General features: G+C 36.5%; 28 protein-coding genes and 1 riboswitch. Of the genes, 19 read left to right on the top strand and 9 right to left on the bottom strand.

The genetic code is table 11. From position 1 onward, the window contains the following. Window positions 1–12 precede the first annotated feature (12 nt). The 7 genes from G5B32_RS14125 to metE form a co-directional block, all read right to left on the bottom strand. The gene (locus G5B32_RS14125) at window positions 13–432 is read right to left on the bottom strand and encodes a 6-pyruvoyl trahydropterin synthase family protein (protein ID WP_165292163.1); all 420 of its coding nucleotides are present in this window, start codon (window positions 430–432) and stop codon (window positions 13–15) included. A 15-nt stretch (window positions 433–447) separates the two neighbouring features. Continuing rightward, window positions 448–1,614, bottom strand: coding sequence for an alpha-hydroxy acid oxidase (locus tag G5B32_RS14130; RefSeq protein ID WP_165292164.1), 1,167 nt, complete (start codon window positions 1,612–1,614; stop codon window positions 448–450). Window positions 1,615–1,681: 67 nt separating this feature from the next. Then, window positions 1,682–2,206 (bottom strand): DUF4833 domain-containing protein, encoded by a 525-nt coding sequence (locus G5B32_RS14135; protein WP_165292165.1) that lies wholly within the window; start codon window positions 2,204–2,206, stop codon window positions 1,682–1,684. Window positions 2,207–2,411: 205 nt separating this feature from the next. Continuing rightward, the gene (locus G5B32_RS14140) at window positions 2,412–2,588 is read right to left on the bottom strand and encodes a hypothetical protein (protein ID WP_165292166.1); all 177 of its coding nucleotides are present in this window, start codon (window positions 2,586–2,588) and stop codon (window positions 2,412–2,414) included. 91 nt (window positions 2,589–2,679) lie between these two features. Then, window positions 2,680–3,237, bottom strand: a complete 558-nt coding sequence (locus G5B32_RS17735) for a helix-turn-helix domain-containing protein (protein WP_165292190.1) — start codon at window positions 3,235–3,237, stop codon at window positions 2,680–2,682. Between the two features lie 136 nt (window positions 3,238–3,373). Then, window positions 3,374–3,781 (bottom strand): GNAT family N-acetyltransferase, encoded by a 408-nt coding sequence (locus tag G5B32_RS14150; protein WP_165292167.1) that lies wholly within the window; start codon window positions 3,779–3,781, stop codon window positions 3,374–3,376. 80 nt (window positions 3,782–3,861) lie between these two features. Then, window positions 3,862–6,177, bottom strand: a complete 2,316-nt coding sequence (gene metE / locus G5B32_RS14155) for a 5-methyltetrahydropteroyltriglutamate--homocysteine S-methyltransferase (RefSeq protein ID WP_165292168.1) — start codon at window positions 6,175–6,177, stop codon at window positions 3,862–3,864. A 77-nt stretch (window positions 6,178–6,254) separates the two neighbouring features. Further along, window positions 6,255–6,361, bottom strand: a riboswitch (SAM riboswitch). 422 nt (window positions 6,362–6,783) lie between these two features. On the opposite strand from metE, the gene G5B32_RS14160 reads away from it, so the two are divergent. The 3 genes from G5B32_RS14160 to G5B32_RS14170 all read left to right on the top strand — a co-directional run bounded on the left by G5B32_RS14160 (window position 6,784) and on the right by G5B32_RS14170 (window position 8,650). After that, window positions 6,784–6,948, top strand: coding sequence for a hypothetical protein (locus G5B32_RS14160; protein ID WP_165292169.1), 165 nt, complete (start codon window positions 6,784–6,786; stop codon window positions 6,946–6,948). A 14-nt stretch (window positions 6,949–6,962) separates the two neighbouring features. Continuing rightward, window positions 6,963–8,228: a hypothetical protein gene (locus tag G5B32_RS14165; protein WP_165292170.1), complete on the top strand. Its 1,266-nt coding sequence runs from the start codon at window positions 6,963–6,965 to the stop codon at window positions 8,226–8,228. A 143-nt stretch (window positions 8,229–8,371) separates the two neighbouring features. Next, entirely contained in the window at window positions 8,372–8,650 is a 279-nt protein-coding gene (locus G5B32_RS14170; protein ID WP_165292171.1) for a hypothetical protein, read from the top strand. A gap of 87 nt (window positions 8,651–8,737) precedes the next feature. On the opposite strand, the gene G5B32_RS14175 is transcribed toward G5B32_RS14170, so the two are convergent. After that, the gene (locus tag G5B32_RS14175; protein ID WP_165292172.1) at window positions 8,738–9,592 is read right to left on the bottom strand and encodes a M23 family metallopeptidase; all 855 of its coding nucleotides are present in this window, start codon (window positions 9,590–9,592) and stop codon (window positions 8,738–8,740) included. A gap of 153 nt (window positions 9,593–9,745) precedes the next feature. On the opposite strand from G5B32_RS14175, the gene mutY reads away from it, so the two are divergent. The 9 genes from mutY to G5B32_RS14220 all read left to right on the top strand — a co-directional run bounded on the left by mutY (window position 9,746) and on the right by G5B32_RS14220 (window position 16,830). Beyond that, window positions 9,746–10,795: an A/G-specific adenine glycosylase gene (mutY, locus tag G5B32_RS14180; protein ID WP_165292173.1), complete on the top strand. Its 1,050-nt coding sequence runs from the start codon at window positions 9,746–9,748 to the stop codon at window positions 10,793–10,795. Window positions 10,796–10,818: 23 nt separating this feature from the next. Then, window positions 10,819–11,262 (top strand): single-stranded DNA-binding protein, encoded by a 444-nt coding sequence (locus tag G5B32_RS14185; RefSeq protein WP_165292174.1) that lies wholly within the window; start codon window positions 10,819–10,821, stop codon window positions 11,260–11,262. Window positions 11,263–11,327: 65 nt separating this feature from the next. After that, entirely contained in the window at window positions 11,328–12,365 is a 1,038-nt protein-coding gene (pheS, locus tag G5B32_RS14190; protein ID WP_165292175.1) for a phenylalanine--tRNA ligase subunit alpha, read from the top strand. Window positions 12,366–12,443: 78 nt separating this feature from the next. Then, complete coding sequence (locus tag G5B32_RS14195) at window positions 12,444–12,770, top strand: hypothetical protein (protein ID WP_165292176.1); 327 nt, start codon at window positions 12,444–12,446, stop codon at window positions 12,768–12,770. Between the two features lies 1 nt (window position 12,771). Further along, window positions 12,772–13,347, top strand: coding sequence for a TetR/AcrR family transcriptional regulator (locus G5B32_RS14200; protein ID WP_165292177.1), 576 nt, complete (start codon window positions 12,772–12,774; stop codon window positions 13,345–13,347). Between the two features lie 53 nt (window positions 13,348–13,400). Beyond that, window positions 13,401–14,807, top strand: a complete 1,407-nt coding sequence (gene rlmD / locus G5B32_RS14205; RefSeq protein ID WP_165292178.1) for a 23S rRNA (uracil(1939)-C(5))-methyltransferase RlmD — start codon at window positions 13,401–13,403, stop codon at window positions 14,805–14,807. Window position 14,808: 1 nt separating this feature from the next. Beyond that, on the top strand, window positions 14,809–15,210 hold the full coding sequence (locus G5B32_RS14210; protein WP_165292179.1) for a hypothetical protein: 402 nt from the start codon (window positions 14,809–14,811) through the stop codon (window positions 15,208–15,210). 66 nt (window positions 15,211–15,276) lie between these two features. Next, window positions 15,277–16,032, top strand: coding sequence for a hypothetical protein (locus G5B32_RS14215; protein ID WP_165292180.1), 756 nt, complete (start codon window positions 15,277–15,279; stop codon window positions 16,030–16,032). A gap of 102 nt (window positions 16,033–16,134) precedes the next feature. After that, window positions 16,135–16,830, top strand: a complete 696-nt coding sequence (locus tag G5B32_RS14220; protein ID WP_165292181.1) for an OmpA family protein — start codon at window positions 16,135–16,137, stop codon at window positions 16,828–16,830. Between the two features lie 57 nt (window positions 16,831–16,887). On the opposite strand, the gene G5B32_RS14225 is transcribed toward G5B32_RS14220, so the two are convergent. Next, window positions 16,888–17,787 (bottom strand): exopolyphosphatase, encoded by a 900-nt coding sequence (locus tag G5B32_RS14225; RefSeq protein WP_165292182.1) that lies wholly within the window; start codon window positions 17,785–17,787, stop codon window positions 16,888–16,890. Between the two features lie 139 nt (window positions 17,788–17,926). On the opposite strand from G5B32_RS14225, the gene miaB reads away from it, so the two are divergent. The 7 genes from miaB (at window position 17,927) to groL (ending at window position 25,036) form a co-directional block, all read left to right on the top strand. Next, window positions 17,927–19,360 carry a tRNA (N6-isopentenyl adenosine(37)-C2)-methylthiotransferase MiaB gene (miaB, locus tag G5B32_RS14230; protein ID WP_165292183.1) on the top strand — a complete coding sequence of 478 codons (1,434 nt, stop codon included), beginning with the start codon at window positions 17,927–17,929 and terminating at the stop codon, window positions 19,358–19,360. A gap of 17 nt (window positions 19,361–19,377) precedes the next feature. After that, window positions 19,378–20,649, top strand: a complete 1,272-nt coding sequence (locus G5B32_RS14235; protein WP_165292184.1) for a sigma 54-interacting transcriptional regulator — start codon at window positions 19,378–19,380, stop codon at window positions 20,647–20,649. 119 nt (window positions 20,650–20,768) lie between these two features. Further along, window positions 20,769–21,185, top strand: coding sequence for an LptE family protein (locus G5B32_RS14240; protein WP_223815364.1), 417 nt, complete (start codon window positions 20,769–20,771; stop codon window positions 21,183–21,185). A gap of 12 nt (window positions 21,186–21,197) precedes the next feature. Next, on the top strand, window positions 21,198–22,451 hold the full coding sequence (locus G5B32_RS14245) for a hypothetical protein (protein WP_165292186.1): 1,254 nt from the start codon (window positions 21,198–21,200) through the stop codon (window positions 22,449–22,451). A 19-nt stretch (window positions 22,452–22,470) separates the two neighbouring features. Continuing rightward, window positions 22,471–22,824, top strand: a complete 354-nt coding sequence (secG, locus tag G5B32_RS14250; protein ID WP_165292187.1) for a preprotein translocase subunit SecG — start codon at window positions 22,471–22,473, stop codon at window positions 22,822–22,824. A 224-nt stretch (window positions 22,825–23,048) separates the two neighbouring features. Beyond that, complete coding sequence (groES, locus tag G5B32_RS14255) at window positions 23,049–23,324, top strand: co-chaperone GroES (protein WP_165292188.1); 276 nt, start codon at window positions 23,049–23,051, stop codon at window positions 23,322–23,324. 77 nt (window positions 23,325–23,401) lie between these two features. Then, complete coding sequence (gene groL / locus G5B32_RS14260; RefSeq protein ID WP_165292189.1) at window positions 23,402–25,036, top strand: chaperonin GroEL; 1,635 nt, start codon at window positions 23,402–23,404, stop codon at window positions 25,034–25,036. Window positions 25,037–25,095 lie beyond the last annotated feature (59 nt).

Raw genomic sequence — 25,095 nt, forward strand, 5'->3', positions numbered from 1 at the left:
ATTTGTTTCTCCTTATTTTTTATATGTGGCTGAGCATTTCTGGGTTTCTTCTACTTTGCAGCGTATTAAAGTACATCCTGTTTCTTTTAGCTGTTGTGGTGCTATGACTTCCACCAAATGTTGTGCGATATTTTCAGCTGTTGGGTTAAAAGGAACAATCACTAAACTTTCTTCGGATAATTTTTGCAATTCTCCCAATAAGGGGTCTTTCTCCCAAATTAAAAACTTGTGATCGTAATGATCTTCTAACCACATACACAATTTCTCTTTGATTACTGAGAAATCCAATACACGTCCAACTTCATCCAAAGCTTCTGCTGCAACTTCAAAATGTATTCTATAATTGTGACCGTGAAGAAATCTACATTTTCCTTCGTGACCAACCACCCTATGTCCACATGAAATGTCGTGATATCGTTCTGCTGTAATCATGCGACAAATATAGTGTTATTTTATCAATCGCTCTTGAAGCTGTTCGATATTGTCCACCGTGAGTTGTTGCATGACTTGATAAAGCTGCGCCTTAAACATAGTGATAGTATGGTCACCGCCATCCTCGCCAAGAGCCCCAACACCATACATAAAAGGTCTTCCCATAAAATTAAAGTCAGAACCTACTGCATACGCTCGTGCCAAATCCACTCCCGAACGGATACCGCCATCCATCATAATCTTTAGTTTACTTTTGTAAGATAGATTTAATGCTAATTTCATTAATGATACGATAGAAGATTCACCAGCATCCACTTGTCTTCCGCCATGATTAGAAACTATTACTCCATCTACGCCGAGCTGAATGGAAGCTTCCATATCTTCTTCCGTGGCTATTCCTTTCAATACTAATGGACCTTGCCAAATGTCCCGAATCGCTTTTACCTTTTCCATATTGACTTTGCCTGTAAAAGTTCTATTCATAAACTGTCCAAGTTGAGTTAAATCCAGCCCTTTTTCCATGTAAGGTTTTAACGTTGCAAAAGATGGAATACCGTTCTTTAATGTTTGAATACCCCAAGTTGGACATTTTAATGCTTGAAAAATATTGGCAATATTCATTTTTGGAGGCATCGAAAGACCGCTTTTTATTTCTCTATAGCGTAGTCCAAATGACGGAACATCTACCAATACCACCAGTACTGGACACTCAACAGCTTTTAGTCTATTTAAGATGTCATCTCGTAACCTATCTTCTGTAGGATGATACAATTGAAACCATGCTTTGCCTTCAGACACTTCGGCAATACGTTCAATGCTGGAAGTCGATACTGTACTTAGCGTATAAGGTATATCATGTTTAGCAGCAGCTTTAGCAAGTATCTCAGGTGCATTAGGCCACATCAATCCTTGTAGACCGATAGGTGAAACACCAAATGGTGCACTATATTTTCTGCCGAATAATTCTACCGACATATCAATATCTTGTCCTACACGTAAATATTGAGGCTTCAATAAAATATTATCAAAGTCATTTTCGTTTCGAAATAGATTCAATTCTTCATTACAACCACCATCTAAGTAATCAAACGCAAATTTTGGAATTCTTGATTTTGCTTTCTTACGTAAATCAGCGACAGAAGGGTATAAGGTATTGTATTTAAAAATTGGCTTTGCAGACATTGGTTAAATTTTTTACTTACAAAGATAAGTTAAAAATTTGAGCTAGCCATCCTGACCTGTGATGAAATTATGGGGTCATCTTTGCATGAACGGGTTTACCATTTTTATCTGTGCCATAAAATAAAATGTATTCTGCTTCGGTTTGAAGACCTGAAGTTCCATCCTTCAGTTTGATAAATAACCTATTGATATGCATATATTGACCCGAAATAATGCCTTCTACGTAGGGTTTATTCTGCTTATCAAGTTTTAAATGGAGCTTTTGACCAGGATAAGAAACCAATTCAATTTGGAAGTGATTATTTCCAAGTTTTTCTGTTTTCACACCATAAGCGTAGCGACGTTGAATATTAGTTAAGGGCTTTATTTCCCCATTTCGATCAAATAATTGCCTCGAAGTTTTGATAGGTTCATTATCATTGAGCTTATTCGTGGCAGAATAATTTGGCTGATAAATAAAGGTGTTTTTACCTCGGCTATGCTGAATATAGAAGAGTATATCTTTGACAGTAGGCTTTGGGTAGCCTTCTTGGGCGTGAGAAAAGAAACTATTAAAAAGGATTAAGAATAAAAATGTCAGCTTCTTCATCATATTTCTACTTATTAGCAAATAACAGAATAATATACAAAGTCCTGTCAAAATTTTCAATATATTTTGAATTTCGTTTAAATGGGAATGATTATGATTAGTGGGAGATAAAAAAAGTATCCAAAATAAAAAGGTTATTGAAGTCGGATTAAATAAACAAAGTCACTTATTCAAGTGACTTTTGTTTATTTGTAAAATGTAATCAGGATTAAGGGCGATTTCCACCCATAAATTTGGATATTAACCAAATAATCAATGCGATTACAATTACGACTATAATAATGCCAGACCACATGCCAGCTTTAAATATTCCACCGATTACTTCACAACTTGATAATAAAGTAATAACGGATAATATTGTTGCAAATAAACCTATTCTTTTCATAATTGATGTCCCTTTTATTGTAGAACAAGTTAAAGGCTAGGTTGTTTGAGTGGATTTTAGATTTTTAATCTTATACACTACAATAGTAATATTAGTGCTTATATAAAATTAATGCTGGTATAATAAATAAAACTGGATGAACTTCAAATATGTGTGTTCTTTTAAAACAATAGTCATGATTGTAAGCATTCATCTCGGGAACATATATAGTTCTTGATGAGCTTTCTGTTTTGTAACCTAATATTTCTAATATTATGTATAGTATAGAAATTAATATAATCTGAATGATGTGGAGAAGAAGAATAAACCTTAAGTTTTGTTGGTATTGAGCATTTCTATTCGATTTAGTAAATCCGATGAAGCTTGGGATTATAAAGCCTAATAAGGGAAACATTATACAGAACAAGGAGCTAATGTATAAGTTTCTGATACTTCCAATTTGGTTGGTATCAATACTTCTTTCGTCGACGTTTTGCACAATAATGGGTTCTAGCGGTATGTATAATATTTTATTAATTTGACGAAGACTAAAACCACTTATTTCCTCTGTTCCTTTTTTGATTCGCTGTACAGTGCGAAGAGATACCCTAGCTTCGTTCGCAAGTTCTTGTTGGGTTAATCCTTTGGCTTTGCGAGCAGTTTTAATGATTTCGTAATAATTGGTTTATTCATACCCCAAAATTGGTTTATTATGATTTAAACGAAGAAAATCTGATATGCCAATAATACGACAATTGTATGGGAAGGGTTAAATAATAGTATCAACGCATGGATGTATGAAATATTTAATGTTCCCCACCTTTATAGATCCACATGGATTGGGTTTCTCCTGCTTTCTCGAATCCACATTTTTCATAGAACTTTATAGCTTCACCATCTGCAGCTAAAATTTGTTGATGAAAGCCCTGATATTTCTCTTGAAATTTCGCAATAATCTTCTTTCCAATACCTAAATGCTGGTAATCTGGATGAATGATTAAATGTGGATAGTAAACCACTAAGTATCCATCTGATATTGCATTTCCCAAACCAACTAATTTATGTTCATGCCACGCTGTAACAAGGGAGTGCGAGTTAAGCAATGCTTGTATTAATTGTTCAGGTTTTTTGGCGGAAGACCAATTATTAACCTGATATATTTCTAGTACATCTTGCTCATTTATTTTAAAGGAGTCTTTAATTTGAATTTCCATATACTAAATATAAACAAAAAACCTCCCGCAATTTTGACATCGCGGGAGGTTTAATTTATTTAATAATACTAGTTCCGAAATTATGCTTCAGCTCTCAATACTTTTGCAGCTTCTACCATAGCTTCTAATGCAGCTTTAGTTTCTGGCCAAGCACGAGTTTTCAAACCACAGTCAGGGTTTACCCAAAGTTGAGATGCAGGAACTACATCTTTTGCTTTGTGCAACAAGTCAATCATTTCTTCTTTACTTGGTACACGTGGAGAGTGAATGTCGTATACACCAGGACCGATATCGTTAGGGTATTTGAATTCGCCAGCGAAAGCATTCAACAATTTCATTTGTGAACGTGAAGTTTCGATAGTAATTACGTCAGCATCCATTGCAGCGATATCTTTGATTACGTTGTTGAATTCTGAGTAACACATATGGGTGTGGATTTGTGTGTCATCTTCTACATTTGATGAAGAAACACGGAATGCACGTACAGCCCAATCTAAATATTTTTGTTGGTCAGCTTGACGCAAAGGTAAACCTTCACGGATAGCTGGCTCATCGATTTGGATAATTTTGATACCTGCTTTTTCTAAAGCTTGAACTTCGTCCAAGATAGCTAAAGCAATTTGATAAGTCGTAGTTTCACGTGGTTGGTCGTTACGTACGAAAGACCATTGTAAGATCGTAACAGGACCTGTTAACATACCTTTTACAGGGCGGTCAGTCAATGATTGCGCGTATGAAGACCAACGAACAGTCATATCTGCTGGACGGTATACATCACCATAGATAACTGGAGGTTTTACACAACGAGAACCATATGATTGTACCCATCCGTACTGTGTAAATGCATATCCTGCTAATTGTTCACCGAAATATTCCACCATGTCGTTACGTTCGAACTCACCGTGTACCAATACATCGATATCTAAGTTTTCTTGCAAACGGATAACGCTTTCCGTTTCTTCAGCGATTGCTTTATCGTATTCTTCTTGCGTGATAACACCTTTTTTCAAGTCAGCTCTCCATTTACGAACATCTTTCGTTTGTGGGAATGAACCGATTGTTGTTGTTGGGAATGCTGGTAAGTTGAATTTCGCTTGTTGAGCAACTTTACGAACTTCGAATGGAGAAGTACGTTTCGCATCTTCGTCTGTGATATTGCTTACGCGCGTTTTTACTTCTGGTTTGTGAATCAATGGAGAAGTGCGACGGCTTTCGGCAGCAGCTTTGTTTGCTTCAAAGCGTTCAGCAGTTGCAGCATCTACTTCACCATCCGCTAATACCGCTAAATCTTTAACCTCAGCTAATTTTTGTTTAGCGAATGCTAACCAGTTTTTAACTTCAGCAGGAAGTGTTTCTTCTTTTTTCTCGCTATCTAAATCGTAAGGAACGTGCAATAATGAAGAAGAAGTACCTACCCAAACTCTGTCTTTGTCTAATGCAGCAACAGCCTGTTGGATTTTAGCTAAAGATTTTTCGTAATCATTTTTCCAAATGTTACGGCCTTCTACCACACCTAAAGAAAGTGTCAATGAAGCAGGAACTTTTGCTAAAACAGTATCTAATTGGTTTTCACCACGAACTAAATCTAAGTGTAAAGCGTGTACTGGTAAACTAACCGCTAAATCTTCGTTGTCTTTCAACGCTTCGAAGTACGTAGTAGCGATTAATTTAGCTCCTTTAGCCGCAGCATTCAATTTTTCGAATACTTTAGTATATAATTCTTTTACTTTAGCATCAATATCCAAAGCCAAATAAGGCTCATCAATTTGGATGTATTGAGCACCAGCGTCAGCTAGTTTAGAGATAATCTCTTCGTAAACTGGCAATAAACGGTCGATTAAGTCGATACGGTCAAAACCAGCTTCTTTTTCTTTACCGATTAATAAGTAGGTGATTGGGCCAATAACAACGGGTTTAGTTTCAATACCAGCTGCTTTAGCTTCATTATATTCGTTTAAGAATTTTTCAGATGTTAATTTGAACGTTTGATCCTTCGTGAACTCAGGTACCATGTAGTGATAGTTCGTATCAAACCATTTTGTCATTTCCGATGCAGTAACGTCGATTCCGTCTTCTTGGAAACCACGAGCCATCGCAAAATATAAATCTAAACTATAATTGTTGTCTACTTTACTTAATAAAGAGTTATAGCGAGCAGGGATACCGCCAACAGTAAGAGATAAATCTAATACTTGGTCGTAAAAAGAAAAATCATTTGAAGGGATCAAATCGATTCCAGCCTCTTTTTGAGTTTTCCAGTTGTTTTCACGAATTTCTTTTGCAGCTTTTAATAATTCTTCCGCAGAAATTTTCTTTGCCCAGTACGCTTCATTAGCTTTCTTCAATTCACGGAAAGGTCCTACACGCGGGTAGCCTAAATTGTTAGTTAGTAACATATAATGTTCCTTAATAAATTAAAAATTCTTTAAAATGTTTTGTTGCTAAGAGAAGGCCACTTGGAATTAGTGATCTCGGCTTATCTTTCCCTATATCATGTTTCGGGTAGAATGTAGCACCTTGTCTAGTGACAGGTTGCTAAGGCTTCATCGGGTCCAGTCCCTCTGCCTTTCTCTATAAGCGTCGCTAAGTTATATAATTTTCTATTAGTATCAAAATTTTTATTTGAAATATCGATTAGTGATGCACATCCTTCTTTAATTGGTAACTATCTGTTAATGAGCGGTGAGTTCGTAGTGGTTAACAATAAGTTGTTTGGATAACTTTATTTATCAATGTAGGTTATTAATTTATTTTTACGTGACAATTTTAATATTTTAGAGAATGTTTGTTGGTTAAAATTTGGCTTTAATATTAATTAAGTTGATTTTATTCCCGATTTACATCGAACATCTCCCGATTTTTAATTTTTTGAAAGACATTTCCTCTATAAACGGGAATATTTGCGTATACAACTAACTATTTATTGCGTCTCAGTTTTATTAATAGCCTGTAATTCAATAATTGAAATTTGGTTTTCGTGCGGCAATTTAAATTTAAAACAAATGACAAAACTAAATTACGAACCTCCACAAATTAAATTGGTTCTCCTACAGATCGAAGAGGCTATTGCTACTGGATCGATCACGACTGTTGAAGTTTTCCCATATGAGGAAACTCTTCGTATCTCAGAGTATGATACTTATCAAGAAGGTAATAAAAGACTATAATATTAATTTTTAGTATGAAAAATATATACCTTTTGATTTTTGTGGCAATCTGCGCGATACAATTACCTTCCTGTTCTAAAGATACTACAATGGAGGGGTCGCGTGCGGTGACTAAGTATATTGATTTAGAACTAACTGCGTCTTATTATGAAAAGCCTGAAACTATTCTGGATAAAAAGGCTTCTGCTGGGATAGAAAAGTATGATGATTCTAAGAACGTTTCTGAAATTGCACCAGGTTTCTTTGCGGAATTTCAGATAGAAGAAGGATATAGTAGCTCTTCAGGTGAAATAAAAAAATCCATCAATAAGTTAGCCGCAAAAGAAAGAAATAATAATCCTACCGATCTTTCACAATTGAAACTGAAAAAGTTAGAAAATGGTGTCAAGTTTATGGTTCTCATTTTCGATGAAAATGATATTCATGTGGGTATGACGTTAGCTACGATGGGAGAACAAACCAGAATACCTGTAGTGTACAAGAAAGATTATGTGTTCAATACATCCAATTATTACCGTGTTGTAGCGTTTACGTATAATACTAAAAACGAATCAGATTATGACAGTCTTAATTTGGATCCAACACAGACCGCAGACAATCCCAAACTAGTAATTCCTTCAGATAAAGAATTCTTCTATTATAATGGTGATTTCTTGATTGATCCAAAGGTAACAGATGTTTCGTATAAACTTCCTATAGTGTTTTTGCCTCAAACGGTGAAAGTAGGTGTGACAGTTGACGGTAAGGGAGCAAATGTGAAAGTCAAAAAAATGAGTGGAACTTTTGGATCGTTTTCTATGCGTTCTACAGCGGAGTTTGATTTAAAACTTAATAAAGTTCTAAGTCGTTCGGAAATAGCCGAAAATGCTTTCCCTTATACTTTTACTGCGACAGGGGAAGGTGATACGCTTTCTGTGGCAAGGTTTATATATGTGAATGACTCTGATGGAGAAAAGGTGTTGTCAAATTATAAGGTGACATTGAATGAGCTTATTGTTCAGAAAAATGGAGCAAACAGTGATACTACTTTGCTTTCGAATGCAAATGTGCTATTTGAATATGGAAATATAAATTTGAAAAAAGGTAAGTATTATAATGGGAAAATTAATCTTGTAAATGGATTTGAGGTAGATGGACTAATCTGGGGATTGGGTAATTTGTACTACGATGCCTCTGATGTAGGCAATGAATACAAGTTTAGAAATACACTTGGAGAAGGCAGAATGGAAAAATTAACGGATTATTGGCAATATAAAGCTCTAAGGCCAGGGGGGGGGTAGGGAATCCTGAGGTAGGAGATCCTTGTAACAGAGTTTTTCCAGCTAATACATGGAGATTGCCTACTCTGGTAGAGTATGATAGGCTTTATAAGAAATCTAGCCACGTTGTTGGTAGACATGAGGAGAGTTTTAAGACTAATGACGTGAATCAAAGATATACTCAGATTTCTTATACTGCAGCAGATAATACAGTGAGGTCTATCCGATTTTATTCTTTCGGTTACTATATAAGTTCATTAAGTACACTCCTCACGTCAGAAGAAGTTGAATCTTTTCATTGGATTAATAGAAGTACATTGTCTAGAGAGGTTTATACCTCTACGACTACATCCTTAAATGGAGATATAATTGGGGCGGCAACGGACTCTGGTTATCCGAATACAAGTATGATGAATATTCGTTGTGTACGTGAGATAAGATAAATTGAATTAAGGATTAGGTAGAATTAAGTATAATAAAAAGGTTCATTTGTATACATCAAATGAACCTTTTTATTTTTGAATTCTCGGTTACAATTCAAAATACTTTTCTGGATTAATCTTTTTATTGTCTTTTAAGATTTCATAATGAAGATGGGGGCCTGTGCTTCGACCCGTATTGCCTAGCAATCCTACTACTGTGCCTACATCTACACGTTGTCCTTTCTTCACTTGCGTACGCACTAAATGTGCATATCTTGTCTCGTAGCCATGTTGATGTTTTACTTTGACTACATATCCGTATTCTCCTTCGTATCCAGCAAAAGTCACCACGCCATCTGCAGTCACACGGATTGGTTCGCCCATACGCCCTCTAAAATCCACACCAGAATGCATTTCTCTTCCTCTGCGAGTAAATGGATTTACTCTATATCCAAACCTTGAAGTTATTGCGCCATTATGCGGCTTGCCAAGCGGTATGCTAGCCATTTTCTTCTCTACATTGGCTAATAAATTTTCATAGTATTCGCTTAATAAGGCAATGTTTTCTTCATCAATTTCAGTTGGACCACCTGTATTGGCAAATGCTAACTTGGTGTTAATGCCGCGTTTTTTCATTTTGCCATTAATACTTTGGATAGTTGAGTCAATTTTCATAAAAGACTTTTTGGCTTCCAAAATATCTTGTTGTGTTTCAAGCTGCGTAGAATTAAGCTTCTTATTTTTTTGATGAATTTTCTCCAATGCTGCTTCGTATTTTGCACTTACATCCTCTGCCTTTTTGATTGCGGCTACATAGGCAATAGTGCCGATTAATGCTACAATTAGGGCTAATGCTGAAAGAGAAATTTCTTTCCAGTGCTTTATTAATATAGTAGGAACCTCTAAACTTTTTTCTTTAATTCCTTCTATACTTATTTGTATAGCTGATTTTTTCTTAAACATACTCCTCCTCTGTGTAGTTAAGTTTAGTTGTTATTTGTTTCTCATAGGGGCGGTTGCAAATGTACAAATTTATTTGGCTAGTAGTCAGGTTGTTGTTATTGAAAATCAACTTGTTGTTGTTAAAAACTGTTAAATTATCTTGATATTTGCTGTATGATAATAGCTGATGAGCTGATTAATTGGTACAGAAATAATGGTCGCGATCTGCCTTGGAGACATACAAAAGACCCTTATATAATTTGGTTGTCGGAGATTATTTTGCAACAAACGCGAGTGGAACAAGGGATGCCTTATTTCTATCGATTTGTTGAATCTTACCCAAATGTCAAAGCTTTTGCTGAAGCAGGTGAAGGTGAGCTTTTACGTCTTTGGCAAGGGTTAGGTTATTACTCTCGTGTCCGTAATATGCATAAGGCTGCCAAAATGGTGATGTCAGATTTTGAATGTGTTTTTCCAACCCAATATGAAGAAGTAATTAAGCTATCAGGAGTGGGGGAATATACGGCTGCAGCTATATCTTCATTTTCTATAAATGAGAAGAAGGCGGTACTAGATGGGAATGTTTTTCGTGTTTTGTCGAGATATTTTGGAATTGACACGCCAATAAATTCTACAAGTGGCAAGAAGCAATTTTTAGCTTTGGCCAACGAGGTAATTTCTGATTCTCATCCTGGTCTGTACAATCAAGCTATTATGGATTTTGGAGCTACAGTCTGTAAGCCAAAGGCTCCAGATTGTGAGAACTGCGTTTTAAGCTTAGATTGCGTGGCTTTAAAAAATGGTTTGGTAGCTAATCTTCCTGTGAAAATCAAAGGCAAATCCAGCAGAAACCGTTATTTCCATTATTTTGTCGTTGAAAAAGAAGGGGCTTATCTTTTTGCAAAAAGAGGAGAAAATGATGTGTGGGCAAATATGTATGAGTTTCCTCTTATCGAGACACAGCAAGAGGTAAGTTTAGAAGAATTGAAGGAGCAGGACGAGTATAAGGTATATTTTGGTGATGTAGAAATTGAGGAAATTGGTGAGCCAATAAAGCATATTTTAAGTCATCAGAATATTTATGCACGATTTTATCGTGTTGTAGATGAGCAAAATAATATCGAAAAAAAACCGTCTTGGAATTATTATAATTCAGATAATTTAGATAAATTAGCTAAGCATAAGCTTATTTTTTCTTTCATTAATAAGTATTTTATGAACTAATCAATTAAAAACTCTAAATTATTATGTCGAGCGTTAACAAAGTTATTTTAGTGGGTCACTTGGGAAAAGACCCGGAATTACGTTATCTAGAAGGAAATGTAAGTGTTGCCAGTTTTCCATTAGCTACTTCTGAAACATTTAACAAGGATGGTAAAAAAGTAGAACAAACGGAGTGGCACAATATTGTCATGTGGCGCGGATTGGCTGATGTAGCAGCCAAATATCTTACCAAAGGTAGATTAGTATATATAGAAGGAAAATTGCGTACACGTTCTTACGAAGATAAAGAGGGCGTGAGACGATATACTACTGAAATTGTAGCGGAAAGCTTTAATATATTAGGCCGCAGGTCAGATTTCGAAAATACAAACAATTCGAACTCATCTAATAATAACACTACTAATCAAGCACAAGAGCAAAGTGTGGATTTTACAGAGAATGATACCGATGACGGTCTACCATTCTAAGTAGATAGAATATTTTTGAATAACCTTTCACTAAAAGTTTAATTTTTGCCGTATCTTTGGCGATTATGTTGCAAGATAAAATAGCGCAGTATACCAAAGAAATTGAGCAATTTACGCCTGCATCTGCTGCGGATGTAGAGAATTTCAGATTAAAATTTTTAGTTTCTAAAGGGATAATCAAAGAATTGTTTGAAGAGTTCAAAACTGTTTCTAATGAAGAGAAACGAGTTTTGGGTAAAGTGTTGAACGAATTTAAGCAATTAGCAGAGACTAAATTTCAAGAATCTCAGACTCAGTTTGCTAGTGCTGCTAAAGTTCATAAACGCGAAGAAGAAGATTTAACTCTACCAGGTGAAGGTTTTCAATTAGGATCTCGTCATCCGTTGTCGCTTGTGCGCAAGGAGATTGTTGAGATTTTCAAAAAATTAGGATTTATCGTCGCAGAAGGTCCAGAGATTGAAGATGACTGGCATAATTTCTCTGCCTTGAACTTCCCTCCTGAACATCCTGCTCGTGATATGCAAGATACTTTCTTTATCAAAAAGCAAGAGGGTAATGATATTGCATTGCGCACACATACCTCATCGGTACAAGTTCGTTTAATGGAAGCAGGTCAGCCTCCTTTCAGAGCGATCATGCCGGGTCGTGTTTACCGCAATGAGGCTATTTCAGCGAGAGCTCACTGTTTCTTCCACCAAGTGGAGGGATTGTATGTAGACGAAAATGTTTCGTTTGCTGACTTGAAACAAACATTGTTTCACTTTGTGCAGGAATTATATGGAGAAGGTACGAAAGTTCGTTTCCGTCCTTCGTATTTTCCTTTTACAGAGCCTTCTGCTGAAATGGATATTTCTTGTACTATTTGTAAAGGTGCTGGTTGTAACTTATGCAAAGGTTCGGGTTGGGTTGAGATTTTAGGTTGTGGTATGGTTGATCCTAACGTTTTAGAAAACTGTGGTATCGACAGTAAAAAATACTCTGGTTTTGCTTTCGGTATGGGGATCGAGCGTATTACCAACTTGAAATATGAAATTAAAGATTTAAGATTGTTCTCAGAGAACGATGCTCGTTTCTTGTCCCAATTTGAGACCGAAATCATCTAGATGATTAAATATATAAATTGTCTTGCATTCTTCACGGTATCGCTGCTTTTGAGTGGTTGCAAAGATGGAGGGTGCAATATGATTTTAAATAGTGTTGTCAACGAGACTTTAACACTAGAAAAAAGCCTGGAACTGTCATTAGCGCATTCTTGGATATATGCAAATGGTGGAGTATGTGGTTTGATTGTCTATAATAATGGAAGTACCGTGGTCGCATACGATAGGTGTAGCACCGTGAAGGGATCTGGAAATAGCAAAGTGGTAGTGGAAGGTTTGGAGGCTGTCGATCCGAATACAGCAGCAAAATGGCTGTTATTGGATGGTTCTCCTACACATTTGGCAGAATGTTCTTTGCGACGGTATCAAGTACGAAAGCAAGGGAATTTGTACGTCATAACAAATTAATATGAATCAGGAAGATGTAGTTTATACAATAAAAAGAGCTGCCCGAGATTTGTTTCGCAAATATGGTTACAACAAGACCAGCGTAAATGAGCTCGCAAAGCAAGCGCACATCTCAAAAGCTACATTTTACAAAATTTTCCCTTCCAAAGAAATCATCCTACACGAAGTGTTGATGGACTACATTCGCGAAAATGTAGAAGATATCTTGAATACCCGTGTAAAAGAATTGGATCTTTCAACTTTCTTAGGAAAGACCATTTTGCGGGTCAGTCGTGTTACATATACTGTTTGTAATGAGTTCGTAGGTTGGGAGTTTATTCGAGAGTCAACGAATGCTCAGGAATATTTGAAGACATTATCTGATGACTTGGAGTTTTTATTGCTCAGTTCCTTTATTAAAAATGAGGTCATTGGTTCTACCATTCCCGAAGAAAAATTGACTTTTTTGATTAAGTCTAGTAAAAATATTGTTTTTTCTTTTGCGTTCACCGCTGTTACTGAAGCAGATGTGCGCAAGAATTTTATTTCTTTCCAAAAAGAAATTTTGCCTTACTTGGTTCAGGCTACTATTGCTTAAGTAGACGATAATCGGATTCCAAATTGCGATTAAAAAGTGTATTTTTGTACGCTATGGGCAGAAGAATACCACAAGATAAAAAACAGCTTCAAAATATTGAGATTTTTGACATCGCTGAAGAAGGCAAAGGTGTAGGCAGACATGAGGAATTAGTGCTTTTTATTGAGAAAGCAATTCCTGGTGATGTTGTTGATGTAGAATTACAGCGTAAAAAGAAAAACTTTGCTGAAGGAAAAGTAACACAAATCATACAACCTTCGTCTTATCGTATCGAACCTTTCTGTCCGCACTTTGGGGTTTGTGGTGGCTGTAAATGGCAGCATATGAGCTATGAAGCGCAATTGAAATTCAAGCAGCAATACGTTGATAATGCGCTTACGCGTATTGGCAAGGTGGATACTTCGTCTATGGAAGATATCTTAGGGTCTGCTGAAACAACATATTACCGCAATAAACTTGAGTACACTTTTTCGAATAAAAGATGGCTTACAAGTCGTGATGAGGTGGTGACACCTGAAAATCTAAATGCTTTGGGTTTTCACGTGCCAGGTCGTTTTGACAAGATTTTAGATATCGATCATTGCTATTTGCAACAAGATCCTTCGAATAATCTACGTAATGCAGTGCGTGACTTTGCAGTTGAAAATGGAATTTCATTCTATGACTTGAGAGAGCACGAAGGTGCTTTACGAAATTTGATTATCCGTACATCTTCGACAGGTGAAGTTATGGTGGTGGTAGTTTTTGCTTATCTTGAAGATGGTCAAGTGGAATTGATGATGAATTTTATCGCCCAAAAGTTCCCTGATATTACTTCTTTATTATACATCATCAATCAAAAACGTAATGACACGATTTTTGATCAGGAAATTCATGTTTTCAAAGGACGAGATTTTATCTATGAAGAAATGGAGGGCTTAAAATTCAAAGTAGGTCCTAAATCATTTTATCAAACCAATTCACGTCAAGCGTATGAATTGTATAAAATCACACGTGATTTCGCTGAACTAAAAGGTGATGAGTTGGTTTACGATTTATATACAGGGGCCGGAACTATTGCCAATTTCGTAGCGCGTCAAGCTAGAGAGGTTGTGGGGGTAGAATATGTGCCTTCGGCTATTGAAGATGCGAAGATAAATTCGCAAATTAATGGTGTAAATAATACCAAATTCTATGCAGGAGATATGAAAGATGTATTGACTGCTGAATTTGTGGCTATTCATGGAAAACCAGATGTGGTGATTACAGATCCACCGCGTGCAGGTATGCATGCAGATGTTGTAAATCGTATTTTAGAGATGGAAGCTCCTAAAGTAGTGTATGTCAGCTGTAATGCGGCGACGCAAGCACGAGATTTGGAAATGTTAGCTGCTAAATATGAGGTAGTGCGCATTAAACCTGTGGATATGTTCCCACAAACACAACATGTGGAAAATGTGGTTTTATTAAGATTAAGATAATATGGATTTTTCGGATTTAATAACTGGAGCCTCCGCGGGTGGAGATGGACAAGAGCAAAAGAAACCCAGTCCTCTACAAAGTCTGAAGGTTGATTTGGATTTCTATAGTGAATCTATCAAAGAAATTTCTTCGGAAATGGTTGCTGAAGGTTATACGCTTTATCCTATTTTTATTGCTACACAACACGAAGTGTCTTTAGGTGAAATTCTCTTAGACAGAGCAGAATTAGGAACGAATTGGTCTATTAAGGCATCTTCTTTAGAAGAATTTGTTGAAAGAGGTGTGATAGCTTCAGGTAAAAAAGCTGCCTTTGAAAAAACATATAAAAAGCCCGAAAATTTCATGTGTTTATTCGTCGTTGTACCGGAGGGAGCCAACTTTGTTTTTTACCCATACAAATAAGAAGTTCTAAAAATCTTTAAACTTTTTAACAAAACAGAGTCCAATATTTGATTACTTTAGATGCATATGACAATACTATTTAAAAAGATAACCTTCCTCATGCCATTGCTCTTGCTGATGCAATTTGTAACGGCGCAGGTGTCTGATATGCCTAAAGTGTCGGGTATAATTTTAGAGAAAGGCAACGGAAAACGATTGGTGGATGTCAACGTAACCAATTTGCGTTCGAAACGTACGGTGACTACGAATAATTTTGGGGTATTCTATATTGAGGCATCTATAGGCGATAGTTTGTCCATCACGAAAGTTGGATATGGTCCTCTAAAAACTGTACTGTATAGTATGGAGGATATTGTATTAGAGATGCAGCCTGGATTGACTATTGAAGAGGTTGTAGTGGCTAGACGTACACGTCAGCAAGAGATGGAAGATATCCTGAATGATTATTCCAAAAAAGGAATTTATAATGGAGGGAAAAACTCGGCGGGTACGTATTTGAATAGTCCAGCTACAGCGCTTTATAATCTTTTTGGCCGGGAAGCCAAAAACATGAAACGCTTTGAAAAATTCATGGATAGAGAGTTGGATGCTATTGCGGTAGATCGAATATTCAATAAGACTATTGTAACCAATACAACAGGACTAGAAGGGCAAGATTTGGAACATTTCATGGAGTTATACAGACCTTCTCATGCAGTAGCCACCAAATGGGGGCAATATGATTTGTTAAATTATATCACAAAATCATTTAAAGAGTGGGATGCTAAAGGCCGACCTGCTCCAGAAAAACTGCCTAAATTAGATATTCCGCCACAAAATTAAGTTTTAAAAACAACTTTTATCACACGCGTTTTGAAAAATATAAAATATTGGCATTAGCTTTGTTTGCTTTTAAAAATAGAGTTTAGAAATAGAATAAAATATATGATTATGAAAGCGAATAAAAAGTTAGCAGTTTATGGCTTATCATTAGCTACATCTGCGATGTTGTTGGCAAGTTGTGAAACTATCCAAAATACAAGTAGCACAACTAAAGGCGCTGTAATTGGTACTACAGCTGGTGCAGGTATCGGTGCGTTGATCGGTAATAAAGCTGGTAACACAGCTATCGGTGCTATTGCAGGTGCTGCAATCGGTGGTGTTGCGGGGACTTTGATTGGTAAGAAAATGGACAAACAAGCTAAAGAAATTGAAAATTCTGTAGCTGGAGCAGAAGTTGAGCAAGTTGGTGAAGGTATTTTGGTGAAATTCGATTCAGGTATTTTGTTCGATTTCAATAGTTCAGCTTTGAAAAGTAATGCAAAAACTAACATTGCTAAGTTAGTAGAAACTTTAAATAAAGAGCCTGATACTGAAATTTTAGTTTTAGGTCACACAGATAACGTAGGTACTTTATCAGCTAATCAAAAAGTTTCTGAAGCTAGAGCGAAAGCAGTTAGAGATTACGCTGTTTCTCAAGGTTTAGCTGGTGGTCGTATCAAAACTGAAGGTAAAAACTATTCAGAGCCTATTGCTTCAAATGATACTGATGCTGGTCGTGCTGAAAACCGTCGTGTAGAGGTGGTAATCGTAGCGAGCAAAAAAATGCAAGAAGCTGCTAAAGCAGAAGCTGGTAATTAATAATAAAGTTTAGATCTTAATAAAAAGGCGTTGGATTTCCAACGCCTTTCTTGTTTTCTACAGTTGACTTAAAATGCCGTATTTAAGATCATATGTACTCAATTTGATTTCTTGAATATTCAAATTATTAATAATATAATCCGTAAGAACACAAGCCATGACAATCATGTCTACACGTAAAGGAATTAAATTAGGCATTTGTAATCGTTCTTTATGCGTAGAATGCACAAGTAGATTGCTCAGCTCTCTGTATTGATTTATATTGATGTCTGTGCTTTTGATGTGTTCAATCTGTGAGGAGGGGTAAATCATTTCATTAAACGTTTCAAAAGCTCCTGCTGATCCTATGAGATGGGGTGCGCCAAAATTTTTATTGAACTCAATTAATTCTTTTAAGGTATTATCTAAATGCTCTTTTAAGTTTTTCTTTTCTAAATCACTTAATGGGTCAGAATTCCAAAACTTTTGCATCAAGCGAGCCGCTCCTATATCAAAACTTTTCTTCCAATACGCTTTATTTTTATCACAGAATATAAATTCCGTGCTTCCTCCGCCAATGTCAATTATCAGAGATTTACCTCGAATAGCACCACTTGCTTTGATTCCAGCGTATATCAATGTAGCTTCTTCTTCCCCAGAAATTATTTCTATTTCAATTCCTGTAAGATCTCGCACTGTATTTACAAATTCTTCACCATTGGAAGCACTACGAACGGCAGAAGTAGCTACGGCTTTTATTATGTCGACATTGTACTCTTCTAAAATAGTTTTAAATTCCTTAAGGCAGTTTATTCCGCGATAAAATGCGGCAGGGATTATAGTATTGTTTTTTGTGATGTCCTCACTTAATTTTATCGGCTTATTTATCTTAAATATAACTTCAAAATGCGCTGATTTCTTTTCAGCAATGATGAGATGAAAAGTGTTTGAACCAAGATCTATTGCGGCTATTCTCATATGATTTTTACTTCTTCTGCTAAGGTAATTGTTTTTAACAATCCTACATTATTTTTACATATTAAAGTGTGAAAGCTATGACAAACTGTCATTCATTCTGAAATATTATTTATAACTTTGTATTCTTTTATATTAAGCTATGTTAGATTTATTGCATACTACTAAAACGCATGATGAGACTCGCCAAGGTGAGGCAGTGGAGTTGGCTCCTACAGGGAAGGCTGATGGTAGAAAATTATATATTGAGAGTTACGGTTGTCAGATGAACTTCTCTGATAGTGAGATTGTAGCGTCTATATTAATTGATCAAGGTTTTGAGACTACAAAAGACTACAAAGAAGCTGATGTAGTTTTTATCAATACTTGTTCTATTCGTGAAAACGCAGAGCAACGTGTTCGTAACCGTCTGAAAGAATTTGAAGCTGCAAAAGCTAAAAACCCAGGTTTGGTAGTAGGTGTGTTGGGTTGTATGGCCGAACGTCTAAAATCTAAATTTTTAGAAGAAGAGAAATTGGTTGATGTAGTTGTAGGACCTGATGCTTACCGCGATCTTCCAAACTTAATCAATAAAGTAGAAGACGGTAATAAAGCTGTAAATGTTTTATTATCTCGCGAAGAAACTTACGCAGATATCAGCCCAGTTCGTTTGAACACAAATGGAGTATCGGCATTTATCTCGATTATGCGTGGCTGTGATAACATGTGTTCGTTTTGTGTTGTTCCTTTCACACGTGGTCGTGAGCGTAGTCGTGATGCGGTTTCTATCGTGAAAGAAGCTCAAGACTTGTTTAATGCTGGTTATAAAGAAGTAACCTTATTGGGTCAAAATGTGGACTCGTACAAATACACACCTAAAGTTGAAGATGGTCAAGAGCCTTTGCCAACTATCAACTTTGCCAACTTGTTGGAAATGGTAGCACAGGTGAGTCCTGAATTGCGTATTCGTTTCTCTACTTCACACCCTAAAGATATTACGGACGAAGTATTGTACACGATGGCAAAATATGAAAACATCTGTAAATACATTCACTTACCAGTACAGTCTGGAAACTCGCGTGTATTGGAATTGATGAATCGTACTTATGACCGTGAGTGGTATATGGAACGTGTGGATGCGATTCGTCGTATTATGCCAGACTGTGCTATTTCTACAGACGTTATTACAGGATTCTGTACAGAGACAGAAGAAGAGCATGCTGAAACATTGTCTATGATGGATTATGTGAAGTATGACTTTGCATATATGTTTGCGTATTCAGAGCGCCCAGGCACATTAGCGGCTAAACGCTATGAAGATGACATTCCAGAAGACGTGAAGAAAAGACGTTTGACGGAAGTGGTGAATAAGCAACAAATCCATAGTTTAGAACGTATCCAACAATATGTAGGAAAAGTACACAAAGTTTTGATCGAAGGTTTCTCTAAACGTTCGGACAAAGACTATTGTGGTCGCAACGATCAAAATACAATGGTTGTTTTTCCTGTAGACACTCGCTACAAAGTGGGAGATTACGTAAATGTATTGGGTGAAAGCTGTACATCTGCAACATTAATTGGTAAAATCGTAGACTAAATAAAAAGGAAGTAACTGTGGATATTCAAGACATCAAAAATAGATTTGGTATTATTGGTAACTCACCGTTGCTGAATCGTGCTATCGATATTGCTCGACAAGTCGCTCCTACAGATATTTCGGTGTTGATACAAGGAGAGAGTGGTTCGGGTAAAGAAGTGTTTTCGCATATTATTCATCAATTGAGTGCGCGTAAACATGGACCATTCATTGCGGTAAACTGTGGTGCTATTCCAGAAGGAACGATCGATTCTGAGCTTTTCGGACACGAAAAAGGATCTTTTACAGGTGCACATGAGGCGCGTAAAGGATATTTTGAAGTGGTCGACGGCGGTACTATCTTTTTGGATGAAGTGGGCGAAATGCCTTTAAGCACTCAAGCGCGCTTATTACGTATTTTGGAATCTGGCGAGTACATTCGTGTAGGGTCATCTAAGGTTCAGAAAACGAATGTTCGCGTAGTCGCAGCTACAAATGTGGATGTGTACAATGCTGTTCAGAAAGGTAAGTTTAGAGAGGATTTATATTATCGATTGAATACGGTGCCTTTACGAATCCCACCATTACGTGAACGTAAAGAAGATGTATTTTTGTTGTTCCGTAAATTTGTAGCAGATTTTGCGGATAAATATAGAACTCCAGGCGTACAATTAACTCCTGATGCACAAGAATTATTGGCAAATTATACTTGGCCAGGAAACGTGCGTCAATTGAAAAATGTTGCGGAGCAAATCGCTATTTTAGAAAAGGAAAGAACTATTGATGCGGCAATTTTAAGTCGATATATTCCTTCGGAAGCTACCAAATCATCCTTGCCTGTTTTTGTTAAGGAACAATCAAAAGAAGATTTCTCAGAAAGAGACATTTTATATAAAGTCCTTTTTGATATGAAGAAGGATATGGTGGATTTGAAAAAGTTGGTTGTTGAGTTGATTCAAAATGGAGTGAATCCTTCTTCTTTTGATCAAAATTCTCAATATATCAATCAGTTATATAATGAGGTGAAGCCAGTAGCTACACAATTATATCCGCATGAGGAAATAGGCGTAACGCCAACTATTATACATCATCCGACTTCAAATAATAATACAGGTGCTTCAAATTACGTTTCTTTAGATACACAAGATGTGGAAGAAGTAGAAGAATCATTATCTTTAGTGGACAAAGAGTCTGATTTGATCAAAAAGGCTTTGAAAAAGCATAAAGGTAAACGAAAAGCTGCGGCGCAAGAGTTGGGTATTTCGGAAAGAACACTATATAGAAAAATAAAAGACTTAAACTTAGAATAATCTCATATATGTACCGTATTCGATTAAAATTGCAAGTGGCAATATGTGCGTTTTTGACCCTGGTGATGATGAGTTGTGGTGTGAAGTATAGTTTTACTGGCGGTTCGATTCCGAAGGATATGAAGACATATAGCGTTTTATATTTCGAGAATTTGGCTCCGATGGTGTATACGACATTGAGTCAGAATTTTACCGAAGGACTTAAAGAGCGTATTCGTACGCAATCGAGTTTAAGTCAGGTTAATGCAGACGGTGATGCAATATTTGAAGGAACTATAACAGGTTATTCGATTACCCCAGCTTCCGTGGGAGCAGGTAATAATGACCGTGCTCAAAACAGTAGACTGACGATTACAGTTAAAGTAAAATATACAAATAAATTGGATCAGACTGGCGAAAGTGATTTCGAAGAAAGTTTTAGCCAATTTAAAGAATTTCCAGGTTCTGATGTGACAGCTTACGAAGCACAGTTAAACTCGGATATTATAAAAATGTTAACAGAGGATATATACAATCGCGCATTTGCTAATTGGTAATAGATAGATACGATGACTACCTTGAATAACTCATATCATTTACAATATAAACAAGCGCTTCAAGATCCCACTCAATTAACTGAGGAAGATTTGTTGGGATTTTTGCTCAAATATCCTTATTCTCAACCTTTGGTGTTCGCTTATGAGCGTCGCAAAAAGTTATTGAATCAAGAATCTCCAAATAAGGAGTTGGCCTTGCTTTATGCGCATAGCGAAAGCTGGTTGATGAATTATGTTAACAAACCGATACATGCTGATAACCAGGAGGTACCAAGGTTCGTTGAAGCTACTCCAGTTGAACATCAATTTGTTGCCGAAGAAATAACTCCAAAGGAAGAAATTTTCGAAGAGAAAATTGTTGATTTCATCGACGAGGAAACAGCTTCTGATACAAATGAAGATATTAATAATTCTGAAGTTGACGTTAATTTAGAAGCCCCAATTGAAGAGGAAGAGTCTGCTGCAGTTGAAGATTTGTCTGAAAATCTAGCGACCGAAGAGGAAATGCAAGAACAGATCGATGAGTTTTCGGATGAAGCATCTAATCAAGAAATCGCTGCTGAATCTAAAGAGGAAGTTACTCAAGAAGTAGAAGATCAATTAGAAATTGATCGCTTGGTTCATGAAGGAGGTGTGATTGGTGACTACTTTGCTTTTGATTCTTTTGAAAATAAGGAAAACAAGATTGTTGAAGAAGAAACATCCCCTGCTGTAACTGTTCCAGAAGAGAAGGAAGATGTCAGTCTTTATAACGACGATTTGATGCCTTACAGCTTCCGTTGGTGGTTGCATAAGACGCGTTTGGAACATGCGGACACGTATCAGCCTTACGCGGTAGCGAACGTATCTTTAGCACCAGCAAAACCAGCTGTTGATTTTGGAAAAATTGAAGATTCGATTTTGGATCAGCAGATCAAAGAAAATATCATTCATTTTCAAGATCCTGAAGAGAAATTGAGTGAAGAAGTAAAGAAAAAGCCAGTAGTTCCCGTTCCTCCGAAAAAAGGAGCAGAAATTATTGAGAAATTTATTCAAAAAGATCCGATAATTCAGCCACCTTCGCCAGAAAACATTAACAATGAAAACATGGCAAGACAAAGCGCAGAAGATAATTATGTACTGGTGACTGAGACTTTGGCAAACATATATATTGATCAAGGATTGTATTTAAAAGCGATTGAGGTTTTCAAAAAATTAATTTTGAAATATCCAGAAAAAAAATCGTATTTTGCGACCCGAATTGAAGAATTAGAAAAGAACTTATAATTAAAAAGCATATAAAGAAATGACTACATTATTCATCGTCTTAATTATTATCGTTAGTATTTTGCTTGCACTTATCGTGTTGATTCAAAACCCAAAAGGAGGTGGTTTGAATTCAGGATTTGCAGGTGGAAGCAATTTGATGGGGGTACAACGTACAGGCGATTTTTTAGAAAAAGGTACTTGGACATTGGTAATTTTATTAATGGTGTTCAGTTTAGGGATTAACATTTTAGGTCCTTCTGGTAGCTCGGTAAAAGGAGGTTTGTCAGATCAAATCGAAGCTCCAGCTACTACTCCAAAATTGAATTTGAATACAGCTCCAACACAACAAGAAGCAGCTCCAGCTACTACAGCTCCTGATTCAAGTAAATAATCCGTTGGATAAGCATAACAAGAAGCCTTGCAAATTTTTTGCGAGGCTTTTTTATTTTATCATTAGACTGTCATCGTGACACCGTGTCAGGATTAAAAACTGTCAATATTTGCCTTTAAAATGAAAAAATGACAAGGAAAAACTGCAAAACTTATTTGGCATAGTTGATGTTGTATTAACCGCGAATAAGTATTTAATAAAAAACTAAAAAACTATATAAGATTATGGCGTTAAATATTAAACCTATTGGAGACAGAGTAGTAGTAGAAGCTGCTCCTGCAGAAGAAAAAACAGCTTCAGGTTTGTACATTCCTGATACTGCAAAAGAAAAACCATCTCAAGGTACTGTAGTAGCTGTAGGTTCGGGTAAACCAGAAGAACCTCTAACTGTAAAAGTAGGTGATAAAGTATTGTACGGTAAATATGCAGGTACTGAAATCACTTATGAAGGTAAAGAATATTTAATTATGCGTGAATCTGACATCTACGCAGTTCTTTAATCAATTTTAATCTACTTTAATAAGGATTAGATTGTAATTATTTATTATCAAATTCTTAAAAAATAATAAAAACTAAAATGGCAAAACAAGTAAAATATAATGTAGAAGCTCGGGAAGCACTTAAAAAAGGTGTTGACACATTAGCTAATGCGGTAAAAGTAACTTTAGGTCCTAAAGGTCGTAACGTAATTATCGAGAAAAAATTTGGTTCACCTGCTATCACTAAAGACGGTGTATCTGTTGCTAAAGAAATCGAATTGAAAGATGCTTTAGAAAATATGGGTGCTCAAATGGTGAAAGAAGTAGCTTCTAAAACTGCTGATCAAGCTGGTGACGGTACTACTACTGCGACTGTATTAGCGCAAGCTATCGTTGCTCCAGGTATCAAATCTGTAGCTGCTGGTGCTAACCCAATGGACTTAAAACGTGGTATTGACAAAGCTGTTGCTGCGGTTGTAGCTAACTTAAAAGCTCAATCTCAAACAGTAGGTCAAGACAACAATAAAATCAAACAAGTAGCTTCAATCTCTGCTAACAATGACGAAGTAATCGGTTCATTGATCGCTGAAGCTATGCAAAAAGTAGGTAATGATGGTGTAATCACTGTAGAAGAAGCAAAAGGTACTGAAACAGAAGTAAAAACTGTAGAAGGTATGCAATTCGACCGTGGGTATTTATCACCATACTTCGTTACTAACTCAGACAAAATGGAAGCGGAATTAGATAACCCTTACATTTTGATCTACGACAAAAAAATCAGCAACATGAAAGAATTGTTGCCGATCTTAGAAAAACAAGTTCAAACTGGTAAACCATTGTTGATCATCGCGGAAGACTTAGACGGTGAAGCGTTAGCTACATTAGTAGTAAACAAAATCCGTGGTTCATTGAAAGTTGCTGCTGTTAAAGCTCCTGGTTTCGGTGACCGTCGTAAAGCAATGTTGGAAGATATCGCTATCTTAACTGGTGGTACTGTTATCTCCGAAGAAAGAGGTTACAAATTAGAAAACGCTACTTTAGAAGACTTAGGTCAAGCAGAAAAAGTAGTTGTTGACAAAGATAATACTACTGTAATCAACGGTTCTGGTAACGCAGAAGATATCAAAGCTCGTGTTGCTCAAATCCGTTCTCAAATCGAAACTACAACTTCTGACTACGATCGCGAAAAATTACAAGAGCGTTTGGCTAAATTGTCAGGTGGTGTAGCTGTGCTTTACGTAGGTGCTACTACTGAAGTAGAGATGAAAGAGAAAAAAGACCGTGTTGACGATGCATTACACGCTACTCGTGCAGCAGTTGAGGAAGGTATCGTAGCTGGTGGTGGTGTTGCTTTCATCCGCGCTACTGAAGCATTGAAAGACTTACGTGGTGATAACGAAGATGAGAATATCGGTATCGACATCATCAAACGTGCTATCGAAGAACCTTTACGTCAAATCTGTTTCAACGCAGGTATCGAAGGTGCTGTAATCGTTCAAAAAGTAAAAGAAGGTACTGCTGACTTCGGTTACAACGCTCGTACAGACAAGTTCGAAAACTTAATTGGTGCTGGTGTTATCGATCCAACTAAAGTTTCTCGTGTAGCATTAGAAAATGCTGCTTCAGTAGCTTCAATGTTGTTGACTACGGAGTGTGTATTAGCTGATGAACCAGAAGAAAATGCTGGTGCTGGTGCTCCTCCAATGGGTGGTGGCATGGGCGGAATGATGTAATAATTATTCTAATCATATATACCAAAAGGGCTTCAAATTATTTTGAAGCCCTTTTTTTC

Source organism: Sphingobacterium sp. SGL-16, from assembly GCF_011043515.1.
In the GTDB taxonomy this organism is placed as follows: Bacteria; Bacteroidota; Bacteroidia; order Sphingobacteriales; family Sphingobacteriaceae; genus Sphingobacterium; species Sphingobacterium litopenaei.

Coding starts and splice junctions, on each gene's coding strand:
- G5B32_RS14125 (WP_165292163.1), bottom strand. CDS start 432: ATGATTACAGCAGAACGATATCACGACATTTCATGTGGACATAGGGTG.
- G5B32_RS14130 (WP_165292164.1), bottom strand. CDS start 1,614: ATGTCTGCAAAGCCAATTTTTAAATACAATACCTTATACCCTTCTGTC.
- G5B32_RS14135 (WP_165292165.1), bottom strand. CDS start 2,206: ATGATGAAGAAGCTGACATTTTTATTCTTAATCCTTTTTAATAGTTTC.
- G5B32_RS14140 (WP_165292166.1), bottom strand. CDS start 2,588: ATGAAAAGAATAGGTTTATTTGCAACAATATTATCCGTTATTACTTTA.
- G5B32_RS14150 (WP_165292167.1), bottom strand. CDS start 3,781: ATGGAAATTCAAATTAAAGACTCCTTTAAAATAAATGAGCAAGATGTA.
- metE (WP_165292168.1), bottom strand. CDS start 6,177: ATGTTACTAACTAACAATTTAGGCTACCCGCGTGTAGGACCTTTCCGT.
- G5B32_RS14160 (WP_165292169.1), top strand. CDS start 6,784: ATGACAAAACTAAATTACGAACCTCCACAAATTAAATTGGTTCTCCTA.
- G5B32_RS14165 (WP_165292170.1), top strand. CDS start 6,963: ATGAAAAATATATACCTTTTGATTTTTGTGGCAATCTGCGCGATACAA.
- G5B32_RS14175 (WP_165292172.1), bottom strand. CDS start 9,592: ATGTTTAAGAAAAAATCAGCTATACAAATAAGTATAGAAGGAATTAAA.
- mutY (WP_165292173.1), top strand. CDS start 9,746: ATGATAATAGCTGATGAGCTGATTAATTGGTACAGAAATAATGGTCGC.
- G5B32_RS14185 (WP_165292174.1), top strand. CDS start 10,819: ATGTCGAGCGTTAACAAAGTTATTTTAGTGGGTCACTTGGGAAAAGAC.
- pheS (WP_165292175.1), top strand. CDS start 11,328: ATGTTGCAAGATAAAATAGCGCAGTATACCAAAGAAATTGAGCAATTT.
- G5B32_RS14195 (WP_165292176.1), top strand. CDS start 12,444: ATGATTTTAAATAGTGTTGTCAACGAGACTTTAACACTAGAAAAAAGC.
- G5B32_RS14200 (WP_165292177.1), top strand. CDS start 12,772: ATGAATCAGGAAGATGTAGTTTATACAATAAAAAGAGCTGCCCGAGAT.
- rlmD (WP_165292178.1), top strand. CDS start 13,401: ATGGGCAGAAGAATACCACAAGATAAAAAACAGCTTCAAAATATTGAG.
- G5B32_RS14210 (WP_165292179.1), top strand. CDS start 14,809: ATGGATTTTTCGGATTTAATAACTGGAGCCTCCGCGGGTGGAGATGGA.
- G5B32_RS14215 (WP_165292180.1), top strand. CDS start 15,277: ATGACAATACTATTTAAAAAGATAACCTTCCTCATGCCATTGCTCTTG.
- G5B32_RS14220 (WP_165292181.1), top strand. CDS start 16,135: ATGATTATGAAAGCGAATAAAAAGTTAGCAGTTTATGGCTTATCATTA.
- G5B32_RS14225 (WP_165292182.1), bottom strand. CDS start 17,787: ATGAGAATAGCCGCAATAGATCTTGGTTCAAACACTTTTCATCTCATC.
- miaB (WP_165292183.1), top strand. CDS start 17,927: ATGTTAGATTTATTGCATACTACTAAAACGCATGATGAGACTCGCCAA.
- G5B32_RS14240 (WP_223815364.1), top strand. CDS start 20,769: ATGAAGACATATAGCGTTTTATATTTCGAGAATTTGGCTCCGATGGTG.
- G5B32_RS14245 (WP_165292186.1), top strand. CDS start 21,198: ATGACTACCTTGAATAACTCATATCATTTACAATATAAACAAGCGCTT.
- secG (WP_165292187.1), top strand. CDS start 22,471: ATGACTACATTATTCATCGTCTTAATTATTATCGTTAGTATTTTGCTT.
- groES (WP_165292188.1), top strand. CDS start 23,049: ATGGCGTTAAATATTAAACCTATTGGAGACAGAGTAGTAGTAGAAGCT.
- groL (WP_165292189.1), top strand. CDS start 23,402: ATGGCAAAACAAGTAAAATATAATGTAGAAGCTCGGGAAGCACTTAAA.